The organism is Butyrivibrio sp. LC3010 (assembly GCF_000424385.1).
Lineage (GTDB): Bacteria > Bacillota > Clostridia > Lachnospirales > Lachnospiraceae > Butyrivibrio.
This window is the reverse complement of record NZ_AUJU01000045.1, coordinates 1-18,630: the sequence shown is the minus strand read 5'-3', so window position 1 is coordinate 18,630 and position 18,630 is coordinate 1. Positions and strand designations below refer to the sequence as shown.

Here is an 18,630-nt window from a genome sequence, read left to right as displayed (position 1 = left end):
CGCAAGAACAAACATGGACAGATATAAAGGCTTTTGTGAATGTCTCAAAGTCTATGATATTGAAAAGCAGGATAAATTTTGTTTAACTACCCCATTTGATATATATTCATATAAACAGATAATATTTGATTTTCTCGACTCGCTTAATTCGCTGCCTGAAGCTTTTGTTTGCGTAAGCGATTATATAGCTCATTTTATCCAGTTTTACTTTTCTGAACACCCGGAAAGAATTCCTGACGGAATCATAATCACCGGTTTCGACGCTAGTGATGAATATACCAATGTAGATGGTCAGATAACAACCGCTGAAGTAAAAACCGATCATCTAGGCAAACGACTTGCAAGCCAGGCACTCTATAGAATAGCTAATCCGGATGCTCCTTATGAACTTACTTATGTGCGCCCTGATATAGTCTACCGCGAATCAAGAATACTTATATAATAACGCTGTTTAAAAATATTTTTGATTGGAGCGAAAAGATATGTTTTTCTTAATAAAAGAAGTCTTAGAAGAAGTAAATAAATCAGCTTTAAATAGTGCTACTGAGCAATATGTTGCAATTCTTACCACTAAGGAATGGGAAACCGACAAAGAAACTTTTGATATGGGGATAGAAATCGAACCCGATTCAAGTGAGATTTTCTCTACCATGGCTGAAGTAAACTATGATTCACTTACCGGAACTTTTTCAATACCAGACAGAAGTAATCTTTCAAGCGACAGTACCTTTGCTTTCGCGCTTGATGAAAAAGGAATTGTATTTATAGACGATTCCGGTGAATCAGAGAAGTATATTCGTAACATCCAGAAGACGCGCCACTGGAAGCTTCCCAGTCTTGAACGCTTTATTTATGATTTTCTCGATCAGATCATCAAGGACGATCTTCGTTTAATGGAGAAATATGAGCGCGAACTTGATTCCATGGAACAGGCTATTCTAAGCGAAGAAGAAAATCTTAACTCAGGAAGAGTAAATGATATCAGAGGCGATATCCGTGATCTTCTGATTCATTATGAGCAACTCGCAGACATGGCTCAGGAATTTGAAGAAAATGAAAATTGCTTCTTCAAAACAGATAATCTCAGGTATTTTCGTCTATACCTTAATCGCATAGCAAGACTCCGTGACAGATCTGTCTCCCTTCGTGACTACACAATGCAGATACGCGATTTATACAAAGCTCACCTCGATATTAAGCAGAATCGTATTATGACCATTCTCACGGTTGTAACCACTATTTTTATGCCTCTCACACTCATTGTCGGATGGTATGGCATGAACTTCAAATACATGCCTGAATTGGAGTATCGGTACAGTTACCCGATTGTATTCGGTGTAAGTATTGTAATTGTTGTTTGTAGCTTATTATTCTTTAAGAAAAAGAAATGGCTCTGATTTTCTTAACTGTGTGATAAATCTGTGATACACGCTAGTGTCTTGTCTGAATGACAATTTGATAAATTACTTGTCTAATTCTCAATACGCTTCGTCATCTTCAATCGCCGTAGCCACCGCTACGACTCATTCAGATTCCTAGCCTATTGAGAATGATACTTCGTAATTAAATCAAAAGTCACCCAGACAAAACACTAGCTTATTATTAAGACAGAACAAAGGACAAGCACAGCCGAGGTAGAGATGCTTTACCAAGGCTAAGTGCAAGTCCGAAAGGTTAATATCAGCAAAGGTAGCGATGCTTTACTGATGCATAGAATTTTCCTGCGGTTCTCATGAGGGTCTGGATATTAAGGGCGGCGATGCTTCACCCAAAGATATCACAATATTTTAAGCTGTTATTGAAAAATATGAACACTTAAAATTCAGTAATTAAATCTTTATAATAAAGCTGAAATTTATGTAATATAAATTTCAGCTTTATTATATTTATGAATCAAATTTATATTCCTTCTTGTGGAACAAAAGGTGCCCTCCCACACGTATTCTTCGCCCAAAAAAGTCATAAAGAATCCACCTCAAGCAGTATCCACTTATAACCAGCCCTTCGGATACGTTCCTCACTTCTCCAGGACTGTCCCACTACCGCTTCTTTTCCTGATAAAAAAACCTATATTTTATAAATATGGTCTTAGATTTTCTGCTACTTACCATTAATTTTAGTATATTAATATCGTAAATTAAATAAATTACATATATCAGATTTACATATAATTTTGTTTAGAGCACTTTAATTTTATGCTTTTAATGAATTATATCAGTGCTATAATAATGGTGAAACGTGTATAAATCATCGTTATTTGGGGATGAAAAGACTTTCTGATAGTGTCAAATGATCTATGAAAAAAACTGGGTCAAAAAAATAGGCTCAGATGAACCTTGAAAATTGCAGATATATAGGTTGAGGTAGCCGGACGCCACCCTTGACAGCACAAAAAATAACTGCTGACGGTTAATCACCGACGGCGAAGAACTCAAGAACAATCAGATTTTCTCCGTCGTTTGCAGCAGTGTAGCAGTTATTTTTTGTGCCATCAAGGGCAAGCCGCTAACGCGGTGGCTGGGTTATTACCTCAGGCTCAGAATCTAAGAACAATCAGCTGGCAGCCTGAAGTTCAAGTATCTTCTTCTGACCGATGTAGATCATCAGCTGCCACCTAGCGGGCATGTTTTCAGCCTTTGACAGAATCTCATCTACAACTGGAGGCCTGTAACCATTGTGCTTATGCGGCCTCAGGAAGTTATAATACGCAACCCAGAGAGTCAGATCATAGTTGGCACCATCGTAATTATCGAATCCATTGGTAATGCGATATGAGGCTTTATAAGTGCGGTTAAGTCGCTCAATCATCTGCTTGAAAGGACGGTATTCCTTGGATACTTCGTCTTCGTTCTGGAGACCGATTACCTGAGTGATTTCAAACTTGAGCTTTTCTCCAAACTCGTGGAAAAACTGCTGTGCAGCTAAAGGATAGGCACTGTAACCATCAGCTATAAACTTAAAGTTCTTGGGAAGTTCAGTGATACCTTTTAAGGCCATTCTCATGGCGAGGATGCATGGACCAACGCCTCTGTTATCAGATACCTGATAGCCAATGATGGCTCTGGATGCAGCATCAATTATGAGCCAGATATAGCTTTTAATGCCACGGACTTTGATGTAGGTCTCATCGGCAGCAAAAGCAGCACCTTTCTCGTAGGGATAGTTATCGACAAAAGGCTTGACGCATATGGCTGCCGTTTTGCAGTAGTTCGCTATCTGCTGATGGGATATGGATATACCATACAGGTCTGATAATGCCTGCCTTGTTTTGCGTAGAGACAATCCGAGATTAACGTGGAATGTAAGACAGAGGGACATGATGTAAGCATTGTGTTTGTTGAACTTAAGCGACGATGCATTCTTGGGGAGAGAGTTTAGATCCATCTTAAAGAAATCTATCGTGAATTCACGGTAGATGTAATGGAGCTTATATTTGTTCTTTCCATGGTCTTCAGCAAGATCTTCTTTGTCGACTTTCTTGAGGTTGTGGAGATAGTAGGGACACTTGGGATTAACGCATTTGTGGATGACGAAATGCTTACGGTCTTTCTTCCGAACAAGGGTATGCTGGCAGTGAGGGCACTTTAGAGACATTTGATTATCAAAGCGGTTGTCTCCGGGATTGAAAGCAGTCTGGCAGATCTTACACATGAGCTGTCCTGCCTTACCATTGTTCTTGTAAAGATAAGGCTGTGGGGCATGGCATGAAGGACAGGTACAGTCCTCTGGAATATCGCATTCAGAGCGGCGCTTGATCGGTTTGATGGCCTTACCATAGCGCTGGGCATAGTAGTTATTGAGATCTTTCCAGTCCCAATCCTGATGGTAATAGACAATCTTAGGGAGTTCATCGACTTTGAACTTTTGATATTTGGGAGAATGAGAATCATCGAAAGCCCACTGCTTTAGAGGTATATATCTGCAGATGAAATTAATCAGCCAGCAGTTTTGCTGATAGAGTTGTTGAATGATTTGAAGTAAATAAAGTATAATGTTCACGAGCATTGTCTCCGGGTTATTTTGTGAGTTTGGTCGCTGACATTATACCAAAAAGGGAGGTCAATGCTCTTTTTATTTTGAACTCCCGATAAATCAAGGTTTTAGAACTAAAAATGGGTAGTTAATTTGACACTACCGACTTTCTTAAGGAGGTAATGGTATGAAGAAGTATCTGGCAGAATGTATTGGAACCTGTACACTTGTTGTTCTTGGCTGTGGTACTGCGATGTTGGTAGGATGCGATGCTGTTAACGGCAGCGGCTATCTTCTGACAGCCCTTGCATTTGGCCTCACAATCGTTGGAATGGCATATTGTGTTGGGAACATCTCCGGCTGTCACATCAATCCGGCTGTTTCTTTAGGTGTTCTCATAAGCGGAGGAATTGAACTAAACGATTTCATCGGTTACGTAATATCACAATGTATCGGTGCTCTGATAGGCTCAGGCATATTAGCAATTATATTTAGTTCAGGTGGTGTAATTGACCAGACAGGCGCATTTGGATCAAATGGTCTCGCAGGTGTTGGTGGTAGTGCCATTGCAGGATTACTTGTAGAAATTGTATTGACTTTCATTTTTGTTCTTACTATACTTGGCGTTACTTCTAAGAAGGCTAACCATGGCTCCTTTGGTGGACTCATCATAGGATTAACTCTTACTCTTGTACATATTCTTGGAATCGGATTAACAGGTACTTCCGTTAATCCTGCAAGAAGCTTGGGACCTGCCATTGCTGCAGCAATTTCCGGAAATACTGCTCCTATCACATCATTATGGGTATTTATCGTTGGTCCGTTAGTTGGAGCTGCTCTTGCTGCTGTAATTTATAAATATCTTGAAGACTAATATCATAAATATTAATTTAAAAAAAATTAGTAGCACAAGAGCCTTAGGTTATTCGACCTAAGGCTCTTTCAATGTTATTATTCTTGTTGTTTAATCCTTTTTATGCTCTATAAGACTAATAGTAAATCCCGACGGAGAAACCATTGTAGCTGCTTTAGAACTTGATGTTTCAATGCTTCCATCACCTCTTGTATTTGTAAATCCATTTGCAATAAGAATATCATATGCTTCCTTAAAATTTTCATCATTCATCCTTATAAGTACTTTATCCTGAGGTAATTGGCTTACATTAGCCACATCTATATGAAATCCATCCTGATTTTTCATACGGAATGATTCAACCATTCCTGTCTCTGTCTCAGTAACCGGAGAATGTGTCTTCTAAAAAACAAGATCCTCAAAAAGCTTTACCACATCATCAGCTTTCGGTGTTGTGACCATAGGATTAAATGTTGTAATTTTCATTATTTACTACCTCCTAATAAATGATAATTTATATGCGACCAACTTCAGTCGAATACGGATACCATCAATCAAAAATGAACATGGGCTAATGATCACCCTCTCTTACAATAATGCTTTAGTTTAAAAAGCTACTTAAAATCATACCCTACTACCGGATACAACATACTTAAAGAAATAGTAATTTTGAATTAATTCTTTCTAAACAATAATTATTCACTAACATTATTCAATAATTTCTGATGAACTTTTTTATTTTTTTGAGTATTTAATGCATTTAATAAATTTCGTATATTTATAATTCTCTTATTCATTACATATTCATTGAATCTACTATTTTCATTATATACATTAAATTTTTTATTATTTGTAAATTCTTTATTTATATTATTCTTCTTTACAGCATATTTTAATCTGGAAGACAACTAATTTTTAATCTGGAAGAAATAAGCATCAGACTCCAGTTTTATATAATATAAATTTATAATATTATATATATCTAATTCTATTACTTATACGATATTTCATAGATTTAATATTTATAGAATTAATAATTTACTCTAAATCTTTATGTGTATTGAACATTCTTATTTCGAAGTAATGAGTATATTCTGCATAACACCTGACTCTTGAACTCTTTGCCTTCATAACGTAAGGGAGTTTTTACATATTATTAAATATATCATATTTATCAAATATATCTTATTTATCTAATATATTATATTTAATAAATATATATTTTACATAACATATTAATTTTATTTAGTGTTGTGTATATTTAGTAAACTAATAATTATCGATTTTTGTTTATCCTCATAAAACGGGAAACGTATTGAAACAGTTCCTTGTTAAACAAGGGCAATCCTTCGAGTTTGGCCATAAGTGATGTACCTCTTGCAGCTGATACTTTATTACTCTTTTTAACCCAGGATTTTTGGGAGTGATCGCCTCATTTCCTGCAGGAAGTTATAATTATTAAATTAACTACTTCTTTTAGTTATATTTAAATTATCACGATTGTCATTTCGTAAATTTAATATCTTTAATATCATTTCGTAAATTTTAAACTTTTTTCTCAGTGGTATTTTCTCATCTATTAAATATATTTATAACTTAAAATATATTTATAACTTAAAATATATTTAATAGTTTTCGTATATTTATAATTAATTTTCTTTTCCAATTTAATTCCTGGGAATTTCTTGTATATTATATATTTATTATATATAGTAAATTTCATACTTAACATTATTCGTTACTGACTTTATTTTCATTTCGTAAATTTATAATATTTAACATTTATTTTTATTACTACATTGTAATTTTATTTAACTTGTATTTTAAATATTTACTATTAACTAATTCGATATCTTTTTGTAAATATATTATTTATTATAAATATATTATATATATTATCTAGGCTTATAAATATTTCTTAAAAAATCCTGTTATCCCTTTATGAGCTTAACAAAATTTCTTCATGTTTTTTCTTTTAAAAATTTAACGGATCATATATTTTAATTTAAATAGTTACTATTTTTATATATTTCTAATTTATATTATTTACTCATTTGTTTTAGATTTCCCCTTTTATTAGAAGTATGTTGCTTGCTCATCTATAGTTAAATTGTGCAGCAAATTGTTTCATATACAAGGAAGAAAATGGAATTTGAAACGATGACATCATCAAAATTTTCAAAAAAGCAGATAAAATCATTTATTAATAATCTGACTGATTATGAGTAATGTTAGACAGAACAGTAGGTAAATATTTACATATAATGTTTGATTTTTTTCATTTACATTATCAGGATTAATTTCTATAAATCAGATTTATATCTATAGAAAATAATTAATTATTACTTATCCAATACAGTAACATACCGAACTGGATAAAATAAACTCATTACATACCTGACTCTGATAATCTCAATAATTTTATCCAACATTTGTTTAATCTATACACTATATTACTATATGTATAACAGCACCTATATGCTTCAAATCATCTGGAAAATCCACTGCTTAAATACTTTAAATATAAAAAAAACAAAATAATATTTTTTATATTTAATATTTATGTTATTTATATTTCGATACTCGTTTATGTAAAATCGTCCATTATTTTTCTGTAATTAATCGTATATTTTCACTTTATCCTGTATTTTATATATACGTTATTTATATTATATCCTTTATTTATAATATTTACTTTTTGTTTACATGCGCCTATATCGGTGCTAAAATAATTTATATATTTCATATTTATCATATATTTATACTTATTCTTTATATTTTATATTTACGTTTTTATTCGTGTATTTCATATTTACTTAATTAAGGAGAATTAAAATGGCAATCACAATTGCACTTGCAAACCAAAAGGGTGGTGTTGGAAAAACAACATCCACTGTAGAAATAGCTACAGTACTTACTAAGCTTGAAAAAAAAGTTTTAGCCATCGACTTTGATCAGCAATGTAACCTTACTAAAAACGCTGAAGCTGACAGAACACTTCCATCAATTTTTGAAGTATTTAAAGAAGAAAAAGTTGACCTGAACAAGGCAATACAGAAAGTACCTGCAGGGTATGATCTTATTGCCGGATCACCTTCCATGTCCCGTGCTGATAAGGAATTTGAAGACGTACAGGATGCTTATCTTTTGGCAGATTTAATCGAAGCTGTTGGCCCAGATTATGACTACATACTCATCGACACAGCTCCTGCCAGAAACAAGCTTCTTAACATGAGCTATTTAGCAACAGATTATTTTATTATGTGCGTAGATTCCGGTGAGGACAGTATAGATGGTATTGATGCCATCACAACAGATATGATGAAATTCCATAAGCCTGGAAAACGCCAACTATCTGAATCAAAAATTATGGGAATAATTGTCACAAGATTTAGAGATACTAACATTGGTAAGGCAGTCATCGAAATTATTAATGAAAAAATCGATAATGAAATTCCATCTGACATAAAAACAGATGAGAAGCCATTTATTATGACGGTTAGAGAAGCAGCTGCTGTAGATGAATCAAAAATGATGCATAAACCTGTTCAACATTACAAAAAGTCATCTACTCCGGCGATTGATTATAGAAATATAGTAGATGAAATAATAAGCAGAACAGAACAGGAGTAAAGAAAATGAGAGAAAGACAAAACAGATTTCTGACTCAATATAAGCAAAGAAATAAAACAGCAACTGATGATTTCGTTGATCAGCTTTATGAAGAAGCACCAGAGTCTTCCAAAGAACCGGTAATTCCTGAATCAACTCACGAAGAAGAATTACCTCCTACTTTTGAAGAAACATCCATAAATCCCCCTTTAAAGGAAAAAAAGAAGGTTGGACGTCCCAGAAAAACAGATGAAGAAAGAAGTATTTTTAATATCAAACTATCCGTTTCAGAAAAAGAAATGCTTACAGTTGCATCAGCAGCAAGCGGGAAGACAAGAGTAGATTATATCGTTGATCTTTTAAAAGCAGATTATTCCAATAACAAAGAATATTATGATACAGTAAGAAAAAATATTTACAAAAAATAAGATTTTAAAGTTCTTAATTATGACAAGGTGGCATTTACAATAATTCAAATATGAATACAATATATTCTTTAATTAGTTGTAAGGTTTACTCCTGATCATAGAAAATACTTCAAACATTAAATTTCCTATCATAATTTACCTCAGCAAAAGAGTGTTGTGTTTTTTATATTGTTTAATACAACACTTCTTTTATTTATATTAATACTAAGAGAAACCGCATAATAACTGGATTTTTTGTTTAACTTATGACGTTAATGGGAAATACCAATGACGTATAAGGGATTAAGTTATGATGTTTTAGGACGCAAAAAGTGATGAGAAAGGGAACGTTTTTTATGACGTAAAAGGGAATCTCATTATGACTTGAATGGCGTAACTTGTGACGTAATAGGGGATTTAATATGATGTAAAAGGGAAAAAATTTATTAACTTGTGATGTAAAAGGGAATCAAATATACTAAGTGGCTTAAATAGAGGTTTTTTACTGTGAATATAATGTACAGGTGATAGGTTTGCAGCCTAACTTATGACGTAAAAGGGAATGAATATCGTCTAACTTATGACCTAAAAAGGTACGAAGTTATAACTTGTGACGTAAAAGGGAACACAAACAATATAATACCAGAAAATAATTAATAGAAAATGATGGGAACAAGAAATTGTTATCCCATTATTTTTTTTACAAAATATAGGATAAGAGGAAATGGGAAAAGCATTACATTTAATAACTTATGACGTAAAAGGGAATAGAAAAATCAAACTTATGACGAAAAAGGGATTCCTAAAATTAAGTTATGACGTAAAAGGGAATGATTTAGATTTAACTTGTGACGTAAAAGGGAATGATAATGATAGCAGAAAATGGTTGACTATAACAGTCAAAAACAGAAGTATTCCCAAATACGTCATTACTTTTTAATATTTTAGAACATATGACGTTATTGGGAACAAGAAGTGAAAGTATTAGGGTTAAGATGAAAGTATGATATAATCACTTGTGACGTAATGGGGGATAAGGTATGTAGATTTGAGGTTGAAAATATGTTTGTTTTCAAATATAATTTTTTATATGAAAAAGGATTATAAGTATTGGGGGAAACATGGGTAAGAAAAAAGATGATTCATACGATCTTAGCATCCTGAAGGGCAGACAGTATTCCAAATCTAATAGCCTGATTAATGCTAAGGGGACAACTTCACTTCTGGCTCAGAAGATTTTTTCCGTTGGAATCCAACAGGCACAACTTGATGATAGAACAGGACAGCTGGTCACTACTTTACATGGTGGTGATTTAAGAAGAATATTCGGAAGTAAGGGCGGTTCATTCTATGAGCATATCAGAGACCTTGTAGAACCTGAGAAAGAAAAAGCATCTTTACTTGACTGGAGAATTATTTACACTAATGATCAGACTCAGGAACTTGAGGCTCTGAATGTAGTTACAGACTGCAAGTTTAAAGATGGAATTCTTGAGATGCGTTACAATAACAGAATTACGGACCAGCTTTATCAGCTTAAGGAAAACTATACAATGTTTTCCCTTGAAGATACCATTCCTCTTAAGAGTATCTATAGTTACAGAATATATGAGATTCTTAAAGCTGAGTTCGATAAGCAGAGTTATATTGCCCATCGCCGTGGTGAAAATCTTGATAATTCTGAACCATACATATTGGTTATCAATCTTACTGACCTTAAATTGAGATTGGGAATTATCGACCCCAACGAAAATAAAGAAATATATAACGCGCTTAAAAAGTCTAATGTTGATTTTGAATATATAGAGCAATTATCACAGGAAACAGCAGAGCGCAAAAAGGATAAAGGAACAAATAAAACAGGCAAGCCTAAATACAGCGTTTTTAGTACATTTAGAAAGAATACACTTGATAAAGCAAAGGAAGAACTTGATAAGCTCACAAGTATCAGGTTTGAATATGAGCCTATTAAGTCAGGAAGAGGCGGCAGGATACATTCAATCCGTTTCTTTATTTACGACAAGAAAAAGACAAGACTTGTCGAAGAAAAGAAAGTAAGAATTTTGACTTCTGAAGAGAAAGATAGCTTTATCGATCAGATTAGTGATATGATCTACGGCAATTTGAAAGTCAGAGATCTTAGAGCTATTGCAGAAGCTGCTGAATATGATATAGAAAAAGTCGATAAAGCCTGCAAGGTTCTGGATGCTACAAATGGAAGGATTGATAATATTACAGGATTCTTGATCAAGGCCATTAAGGAAGGCTATGAAGCTCCGGTTCAAAGGGCAAAAAAAGGCAGCTTTAATGAGTTTCAGCAGAATTCATATGACTACGACATCATTGAAGCGCAGTTGTTAGATAACTAAAACCAAGTAGTAGTTTAAAGAGGGGGAATTAAACTATTGAACTGTTTTACTCATGATTAATTCAATTGCTATACAATATGATTTTCAGGTATTGCAATTGGGTTAAGGATGAGCAAAGCAGAGCACTAAACTTTTCATCGCTATGCGAGGGCTAGTGTTTTGTTTTCTTAAATATTTTCTATTAAAAATTTCCGATTTATTTTTAGCAGTTTGGAAAAGCAATCGTCAAAAGGTAAGTTTTAAGTAGTGCGAATGTACATAAATATAGTAAAATCATTGCTATAACACTTACAATTTAAGGAAGAAGATTATTATGTCAAAAATCAGTCTGCTTTTCCCAAATAAAGAACTTGAATTTAAAAAAATATCTGAAATAGCTGTTCACGATATCGGCATGGATACAGTAATAAATAAACTGTCAGCGCAGCCAAATGAAAGACAGTATATTTTAAACGTAATGAGTCTGATTACAGACGATAAAAGGACTGCCACTTACAGAGCAGACGTTTTTAATGATATTATCAGCAATCCTTCCCTGCGTGAGAATATTATGGAAACATTGGATCGTATTAATTTTCTCAAGGAATATGGAAGTTATAAGCATGATCATGACCATAATCCGGGAGTGTGGGATTTACTTCACAGGCTCGATGAAATAGGGGACTATATTGCAGGAATTGATGCTTTGAGAAAGTGCCTTAGCGAAGCTGATATCCATTCGGAAGGACTTCTTGCTCTAAAGGATTATGTTAATGCTCTGCATGATGATAATGGATTCGAAGGACTCCGCAAAGATATTGAAGAACTTAAAGCAAATACACAAAATTTAAAGAGTGTTACGGTAGGAATTAATCTAAATGAACGATTTGAAGCTTGTGGGATAGGAATAATCTCCTTAAATAACAAGCCTTTTACAAAGTCACATATTATAAGCCATTTTATAGATAAGGTTTCAGGAAAAGATAATGTTAATGATGGAAACGACTGGGATGGAAGCTATAAATTTGACGAATTCACTGCGAAAAATCCATTATTACAGTCTCAGATACCAGTTATTCCACCACTCAGCCCTCTTGCGTTAATGAGTATTAAAAGTGTTTCGGAATCTGATGAAAGTACCCGCAGTATAACTAATTATATGGATGAAATAACTGAGCGGATGCTTAGCAGTACAGTAAAGCATTTAAGAGAAATTCTGGGAAAATACACAATGCTTACTATAACTGACATTACAGATCTGATGCCGGAGTTCATATATTATATAAGATGGGCAGAATTTATAGAAAAACTCATACAGAGAGGTTTTCAATTCTGCAAACCTGATACAGACGGATTCACAGAATCATCATCTGATGCAACTATGTATTCAGGCGGAGTATATAACATGAAGCTTATTATAGAAGATGGAGCATCACCGCAGAATATTGTCAGCAATAATCTTACATTTGACAGAGAGCATTGTGTTTATATCCTTACCGGTGCAAACAGAGGTGGAAAAACCACAATTACACAGGCGATTGGACAATTGTTCTTTATGGCACAGGGGGGAATTTATGTTACTGGAAGAAACTTTTCATACAAGCCAATTGATATGATATTTACACATTTTCCTGCTGATGAAGATAAGACCATGGATCTTGGAAGACTTGGGCAAGAATGCAAGCGTTTCAAAGAAATATATGTAGAGGCTTCAGGTAATAGTCTGATTCTTCTGAATGAGACTTTTTCTACAACATCATTTGAAGAAGGATACTATATAGCAAAAGACTGTACCAAAGCCATTCTGCAAAAGGGAATAAGAACAATATACAATACGCATATGCACAAGCTTGCATATGATGTATCTGATATAAACAATGAATCTGAAGAATACAGGGCATCGTCATTGATTGTATGTGCGGATGAAGGAAACAGATCCTATAAAATTGAGGTTGCACCTCCTAAAGGAATGTCATATGCCAGTGATATTGCGAAAAAATATGGAGTTACATACGACCTTTTAATAAAAAACTAATAGTTAGCTACAGTGTTATTGGAGTATATATGATTTTTCAAGAGATTTTGCAAAATGAAATTAATATAATATATGGGCCGGAGTACGGAAATAAAACAGGAAAAGTCCTAATCCCTGCATTTTTAGGGGATTTCAGGAAGGTTTTGGAAAATGGGGAGATTGGTCATTCTATTTCTGAAGAATATATGACCGAGGATAAGAAGATTCACCTTATTCTCAAAGGTGAGAGAAGGCTTGGTTCAAAGGGATATGACATGATGATCACTTCATGTCTGTGTAATGATAAAGAACTACTGTCCAATGAGATATCCATCTTTCCTTCAATAATCGGGTGAAAGGAAAATATACAGTATAAGCGTAGCTCATATCAATTGTGATTTACCCGATTGCTTGTATATGGCTGTATTCATTTTGTAATCAGAATAAAGATGAGCATCGTACACAATGATATCCTTTCTTATAAAAATAATTACACTATAGAAAATTCAGGATAATAAATGAAAGATTTTGAAAGATTAAAAGAAGAATGCCTGTCAGAAATATCTGCACTTGGAATACAGATAGGAACAATAAAAGAATGGAAAATCAATACCCGTGCAAAGAGTAGATGGGGACAGTGCAAAATGGAAATAGACGGCACTTACTCAATTCAGATTGCACAGATGCTTCTTATTGATGAGCGCATATCGGAGAAAGCATGTAAAGAAACGATAATACATGAGCTTCTCCATACCTGCAACGGATGCATGAAACATCAAGGCAGATGGAAAAAATATGCTCAGATGATGAATCAACAATATGGTTACAATATAAAGCGTGTGACCAGTGGTACAGAAAAAGGAGTAGAAAATTACAAGCCTGACAGCAGATCTGTTAAGTATGTTTTTACCTGTGGTGGATGCGGTGCGAAAATCTATAGAAAGCGCGACAGTAAGTTTACAAGATACTACAGATATTATGGCTGTACCAAATGTGGAGCAGTAGATTGGAAAAAGAAAACCGTCAGGCACAATTTTGATTAATATGCATAAATAGGAGGATTTCCATGGATAGCTTTAAGAAAGCAAGCAGGATATTTTACCTTTTGATAATAACTATATCTGTAATTGCAATAATAATTCTACTTACAGGATACATAAAGAGCAGTAATCAGCGTGCGAACGAACAGACTGAGCAAACTACAATATCAAAGATTAAACCAAAAGAAGACAAGACACTTGTATCCATTAGTACCGAAACAATACAGGATGGTCTTTCAAATATGGGTATTCTCATGACACAGGAATACTATTTTACTCAGGTTGAAACATACACGAAGGAAAAAAATATCTGGGTAATACCGACCTCATCAGAATTTGTATATAGCTATGATGGTTCTGTCATGGCGGGAATAGACTTTGAGAAAATTCAGATAAATAAGGATGATGATAAAAAGACTATTCTGGTAATTCTTCCGGAGTCTGAAATCCAGGCAGTTACAATTGATAAAGACACATTCAGAATCTACTCCGAAAACGAATCACTTTGGAATCCGCTAAAACTTGAAGACTATAATATTTCGCTTGCAGAGTTTGAAAATACAGCAAAACAGAAGGCATTGGATAGTGGAATCCTTGAAAGATCAGATGAACAGGCTAAAAATCTCGTTATGAATTTTATCAGAAATTTTCCACAGATGTCTGGTTATACTATTGACTTTAAGTGAGGAGGCTGAGAATGGATATCAGAAAAATTGCACTTGTAACCGTTTTAATCCTAATAGCCGTAGTATCTTTTACAAGAATAGCGCCGTGGGCTGCTGATCCACAGACTCATGTTCATTCAATAGAACAGACAGAAGAGAAGATAAGCACTGTCATGACACTTTCCGGTGGTGCAGCAGCTACATCAGCTACATTGTCACTTCTTCCGGGAGATATGTGTACTCCCATCGCAGAGCAGCTTGCAGAACTGGCTAAGTATTTCTTATTGATACTCAGCGCATTATATCTTGAGAAGTTTATGATAGGGATTACAGGGGTTGTGACTTTTTCGCTGTTTATTCCATTTGCCTGTCTGATATTGTGTGGGGCAGTAATATTTGGAAAAAAGAATTGGATAACTATCGCAGGAAAGATAGCATTTATTGGAATAGTTCTATTCTTAATAGTTCCTGCCAGTGTAAAGCTGTCGGATATGGTATATCAGACACAGGCAGAAAGGGTGAATAACACAGTAGAAGAATATAATGAGCTGAATATAGAAGGAGAGACGGGAGGCGGACTACTGGGAGAACTGACAACAATAACAAGTAATACAGTCGATAGAGTGACTATATTTTTAAGTGGATTACTGGAATCGTTGGCAGTCATGATCGTTACAGCCTGCATCATACCTATATTGGTATTTGTTTTCCTTATCTGGATTGTTAAAACGGTATTTACATCAAATGTTCTCACCATTGAAGCAGGTGAAATGGCATCTGTTTTAGAGAAGTTTAAGAAGCAGTAGATAGTAGAAAAAGTCATTAAAATAAGTGCCTTTTTAGCAATAATTGGCATAATCTGAACAAGATTTTTTAAGAGAAAAAGAGTCTTATGTGCTAAATTAATATAGCGCGTAAGACTTTTTTATCATATAGGAAATTCCGTTGGATTTCCTATATGATAAAAAGCACTCCGTGGGATGCGCAGCTCGCGGAAAGGTATTTAATTGCTTCGCAATACCGCTCGCGCGCGAGGATTTTGCATGCAAAATCCTTTTTTAGTAAATTTTAGTTGGATTTCCTAAAAGATAAGTTACTAAAGCAACCGTGTTTATGTTTAACTTCGGTCGTTGCAGAACCGATGTCTCCCGGACATCGTACAACAGCGCGAGAATTTCGCAAGCGAAATTCGTATTTATTTGAGTAGAACAACTAGTGCTACTGTCATCAAATAAGTCGACTTTATTACTTGTCTAAATTGTCTTCTGCTGCGTTGGCGTCAATCGCCGTACCGCCCGGTACGACTCATTCCTCCGCCTTGCAGAAGAACAATTTATACTTCGTAAAAAGTAGAGGTATTTAATGACAGCAGCACTAGTGAGGGTTAGCTGAACTTAGTGTGGAGTTTCTGAACAAGATTTGCTTTCAACTGCTTACAGCTTGTAATAAAGTTACCAATTTACTTATAAAAATTACTATATATCCGGAGGTGACAAGACATGGCTCAAAATGCCAAAATTACGATTCATCCATCATATGAAGTAGGAAGTATATCAGACAGATTATTCTCAGCTTTTATGGAACCAATCGGAACGATTGTTAACGGAACAATGTTTAATCCCAAACATCCTACTGCTGATGAGCAGGGATTTAGAAGGGACTTTTTAGATGCTATAAAAAAGACAAATCTTCCGGCAGTAAGAATGCCTGGAGGAAATTTTGTATCATGCTGGCAATGGAAAAACTCAATTGGTCCTGTCGATGAAAGAAAAGTAAGTCTTGATCCGGCATGGCATCAGTATTATACGAATGAAGTAGGTCATGATGAATACCTTCAATGGGCAGAAAAGGCGGGAACCGAACCGCTTTATACTGTGAATATGGGAACAGGAACGATTCAGGATGCCATGGATCTTGTGGAATATACAAATCATAAAGGTGGTACATATTGGTCGGATATGAGAAGAAAGAACGGCCATGACGAACCATATAACGTGAAGATGTGGTATCTGGGAAATGAGATGGATGGCCCCTGGCAGCTTGGATCATTTAGCAGTAACCCGGAAGGGTATGGCTCAAAAGTCCTTGAATCATCGAAGGCGATAAGGTGGATTGATGAGACAATAGAAACTGCTGTATGCGGATCTTCAGCACCTTTTATGGAAGGCTTCCCGGAATGGGATATGAAGGCTCTTGATAAGTGTTTCGATGTAGTTGATTATGTGTCGGTACATCATTATCATAGCGCACCTCCCGGAGATATAAAGGCTTTGCTTGGAGGCTCCTTATATTATGAGGACTTCATTAATACAGAGATTGCAATGATCGATTATGTGGCATCAAAGCATAGGTCTCCTAAGCAGGTTAACATATCTTTTGATGAATATGGTGCGATGGTAAGACCTTTAGAACCTTTGCATCCGGGATATGGAAGATACAATATGGCGAGAAACCATTATCGTTTTGACCCGGAAAGAAGGTATATAAAGCATGATCCGGATAATATGCCTGAGCGTGAGTTTCCCGGAGGAGACATGATACACGCACTTTCGATGGCATCAATACAGCTTGCACTTCTACGTCATGCCGACAGAGTAAAAATAGGCTGCATGACAGGAGGATTATCAGCTCTTGCTGCATCAAACCACGATCATGTATGGAAGTCCGCTTCTCACTATGTATTTATGCAGCTTCTTGAATATGCAAAGGGCACTTCCCTGGATGTCAAAGTGGATTGTGAGACCTATGATATGCCTGGATATGCAATTGAAGATACATCACAATATACAGGTAAAGAAGGTGTTAATTATATAGATGCTGCAGGTGCCTGGGATAAGGAAAAGAAGAGAATTGCAGTATTTGCAATCAATAGAAATGAAGAAACAGAATATCCGCTAACAATTGATCTTAAGGGATTTGAAGGATATAAGCCCACAGGTGCATATACGATGCATACGGATTATCCGGATATTAAAAATACATATGAAAATGATAAAGCCCTGATGCCTGAAACAGAAGAATCCTTCACCTTTGAAAACGGAGAGTTTAAGGTGTATGTAAAACCACTGTCCTGGAATGTCTATCTTTTTGAAAGCTGATTTATCAGATTTTACATAGGTTAATTTATAAAAATTCTTGATGACTTTTTGCCATCAAGAATTTTTTTGCTCGAACAGAGTTACTTGGCGAGGTTTTCTACAAGCTTAGTGTAAACAATATAATCCTATTGATGGGGTATAGAAGAGTCAGATATAACTTACATAAAGAAAATGTCTGTGAATAAATTTTTTAAATAATTTGCGGAAAAAAGCAATAAAATATCGAAAGTTTAATGGGTAAGAACCGCAAAATTACTGGTTTATTGTTAATTTAATAATTCCTTAAGAAAATTTCTTAAAAAAAGTGTTGACTTTATATTTGCAGCATGATAATCTAACTGAGCCTTGAGCGACACGCCAAGACAAAGCACTTTGACAATGAAATAGTAATGCAACCCTGAAAATTCCAAAAAGAATATTCAGAGAACAAAACAACCTAACTAAAGGTAAAACGGACAGAACAAAAGCCAAGCTTAAGTTCTGGTCAGAAGACGAACGATCTTAAACAGAGATGTTTGAGAAACATTTAAACGTGAGAGTTCGATCCTGGCTCAGGATGAACGCTGGCGGCGTGCCTAACACATGCAAGTCGAACGGAAGATTATCGCTGATGAAGCTTCG

At 34.8% G+C, this 18,630-nt stretch carries 14 protein-coding genes and 1 rRNA gene; 13 read left to right on the top strand and 2 right to left on the bottom strand.

What is annotated here, in order from left to right:
- On the top strand, window positions 1-442 hold a 442-nt coding region (locus G622_RS0118685), incomplete at its 5' end, for a substrate-binding domain-containing protein (RefSeq protein WP_026511940.1).
- 40 nt (window positions 443-482) lie between these two features.
- Window positions 483-1,397, top strand: a complete 915-nt coding sequence (locus G622_RS0118680) for a magnesium transporter CorA family protein (RefSeq protein ID WP_026511939.1) — start codon at window positions 483-485, stop codon at window positions 1,395-1,397.
- A gap of 1,156 nt (window positions 1,398-2,553) precedes the next feature.
- Here G622_RS0118680 and G622_RS0118675 read toward each other — a convergent pair.
- Window positions 2,554-3,999, bottom strand: coding sequence for a DDE-type integrase/transposase/recombinase (locus G622_RS0118675; protein WP_026511938.1), 1,446 nt, complete (start codon window positions 3,997-3,999; stop codon window positions 2,554-2,556).
- Window positions 4,000-4,159: 160 nt separating this feature from the next.
- Between G622_RS0118675 and G622_RS0118670 the strand changes: the two genes are divergently transcribed.
- Complete coding sequence (locus G622_RS0118670; protein ID WP_026511937.1) at window positions 4,160-4,846, top strand: MIP/aquaporin family protein; 687 nt, start codon at window positions 4,160-4,162, stop codon at window positions 4,844-4,846.
- A gap of 90 nt (window positions 4,847-4,936) precedes the next feature.
- On the opposite strand, the gene G622_RS0118665 is transcribed toward G622_RS0118670, so the two are convergent.
- Window positions 4,937-5,191 (bottom strand): hypothetical protein, encoded by a 255-nt coding sequence (locus G622_RS0118665; protein WP_026511936.1) that lies wholly within the window; start codon window positions 5,189-5,191, stop codon window positions 4,937-4,939.
- A gap of 2,469 nt (window positions 5,192-7,660) precedes the next feature.
- Here G622_RS0118665 and G622_RS24935 point away from each other — a divergent pair.
- The 10 genes from G622_RS24935 to G622_RS0118595 all read left to right on the top strand — a co-directional run.
- Window positions 7,661-8,458, top strand: a complete 798-nt coding sequence (locus tag G622_RS24935) for a ParA family protein (protein ID WP_049945961.1) — start codon at window positions 7,661-7,663, stop codon at window positions 8,456-8,458.
- A 5-nt stretch (window positions 8,459-8,463) separates the two neighbouring features.
- A complete protein-coding gene (locus tag G622_RS0118640; protein WP_026511934.1) occupies window positions 8,464-8,865 on the top strand; it encodes a hypothetical protein in 402 nt (133 codons plus the stop codon).
- A 1,100-nt stretch (window positions 8,866-9,965) separates the two neighbouring features.
- Window positions 9,966-11,213, top strand: coding sequence for a replication initiation protein (locus G622_RS0118630; protein WP_026511932.1), 1,248 nt, complete (start codon window positions 9,966-9,968; stop codon window positions 11,211-11,213).
- 313 nt (window positions 11,214-11,526) lie between these two features.
- The gene (locus G622_RS0118625; RefSeq protein ID WP_026511931.1) at window positions 11,527-13,227 is read left to right on the top strand and encodes a MutS-related protein; all 1,701 of its coding nucleotides are present in this window, start codon (window positions 11,527-11,529) and stop codon (window positions 13,225-13,227) included.
- A 29-nt stretch (window positions 13,228-13,256) separates the two neighbouring features.
- A complete protein-coding gene (locus G622_RS0118620; protein WP_026511930.1) occupies window positions 13,257-13,562 on the top strand; it encodes a hypothetical protein in 306 nt (101 codons plus the stop codon).
- A gap of 162 nt (window positions 13,563-13,724) precedes the next feature.
- Window positions 13,725-14,249, top strand: a complete 525-nt coding sequence (locus G622_RS23695) for a SprT-like domain-containing protein (protein ID WP_049945960.1) — start codon at window positions 13,725-13,727, stop codon at window positions 14,247-14,249.
- Between the two features lie 23 nt (window positions 14,250-14,272).
- A complete protein-coding gene (locus tag G622_RS0118610) occupies window positions 14,273-14,932 on the top strand; it encodes a DUF4230 domain-containing protein (RefSeq protein WP_026511929.1) in 660 nt (219 codons plus the stop codon).
- Window positions 14,933-14,943: 11 nt separating this feature from the next.
- Window positions 14,944-15,717 carry a hypothetical protein gene (locus G622_RS0118605; protein ID WP_026511928.1) on the top strand — a complete coding sequence of 258 codons (774 nt, stop codon included), beginning with the start codon at window positions 14,944-14,946 and terminating at the stop codon, window positions 15,715-15,717.
- Between the two features lie 693 nt (window positions 15,718-16,410).
- Window positions 16,411-18,009, top strand: a complete 1,599-nt coding sequence (locus tag G622_RS0118600) for an alpha-L-arabinofuranosidase C-terminal domain-containing protein (RefSeq protein ID WP_026511927.1) — start codon at window positions 16,411-16,413, stop codon at window positions 18,007-18,009.
- Between the two features lie 528 nt (window positions 18,010-18,537).
- Window positions 18,538-18,630: ribosomal RNA gene (locus G622_RS0118595) — 16S ribosomal RNA — on the top strand; the annotation flags it as partial.

Coding starts and splice junctions, on each gene's coding strand:
- G622_RS0118680 (WP_026511939.1), top strand. CDS start 483: ATGTTTTTCTTAATAAAAGAAGTCTTAGAAGAAGTAAATAAATCAGCT.
- G622_RS0118620 (WP_026511930.1), top strand. CDS start 13,257: ATGATTTTTCAAGAGATTTTGCAAAATGAAATTAATATAATATATGGG.
- G622_RS0118600 (WP_026511927.1), top strand. CDS start 16,411: ATGGCTCAAAATGCCAAAATTACGATTCATCCATCATATGAAGTAGGA.
- G622_RS0118670 (WP_026511937.1), top strand. CDS start 4,160: ATGAAGAAGTATCTGGCAGAATGTATTGGAACCTGTACACTTGTTGTT.
- G622_RS0118610 (WP_026511929.1), top strand. CDS start 14,273: ATGGATAGCTTTAAGAAAGCAAGCAGGATATTTTACCTTTTGATAATA.
- G622_RS0118605 (WP_026511928.1), top strand. CDS start 14,944: ATGGATATCAGAAAAATTGCACTTGTAACCGTTTTAATCCTAATAGCC.
- G622_RS0118640 (WP_026511934.1), top strand. CDS start 8,464: ATGAGAGAAAGACAAAACAGATTTCTGACTCAATATAAGCAAAGAAAT.
- G622_RS0118625 (WP_026511931.1), top strand. CDS start 11,527: ATGTCAAAAATCAGTCTGCTTTTCCCAAATAAAGAACTTGAATTTAAA.
- G622_RS24935 (WP_049945961.1), top strand. CDS start 7,661: ATGGCAATCACAATTGCACTTGCAAACCAAAAGGGTGGTGTTGGAAAA.
- G622_RS23695 (WP_049945960.1), top strand. CDS start 13,725: ATGAAAGATTTTGAAAGATTAAAAGAAGAATGCCTGTCAGAAATATCT.
- G622_RS0118665 (WP_026511936.1), bottom strand. CDS start 5,191: ATGGTTGAATCATTCCGTATGAAAAATCAGGATGGATTTCATATAGAT.
- G622_RS0118630 (WP_026511932.1), top strand. CDS start 9,966: ATGGGTAAGAAAAAAGATGATTCATACGATCTTAGCATCCTGAAGGGC.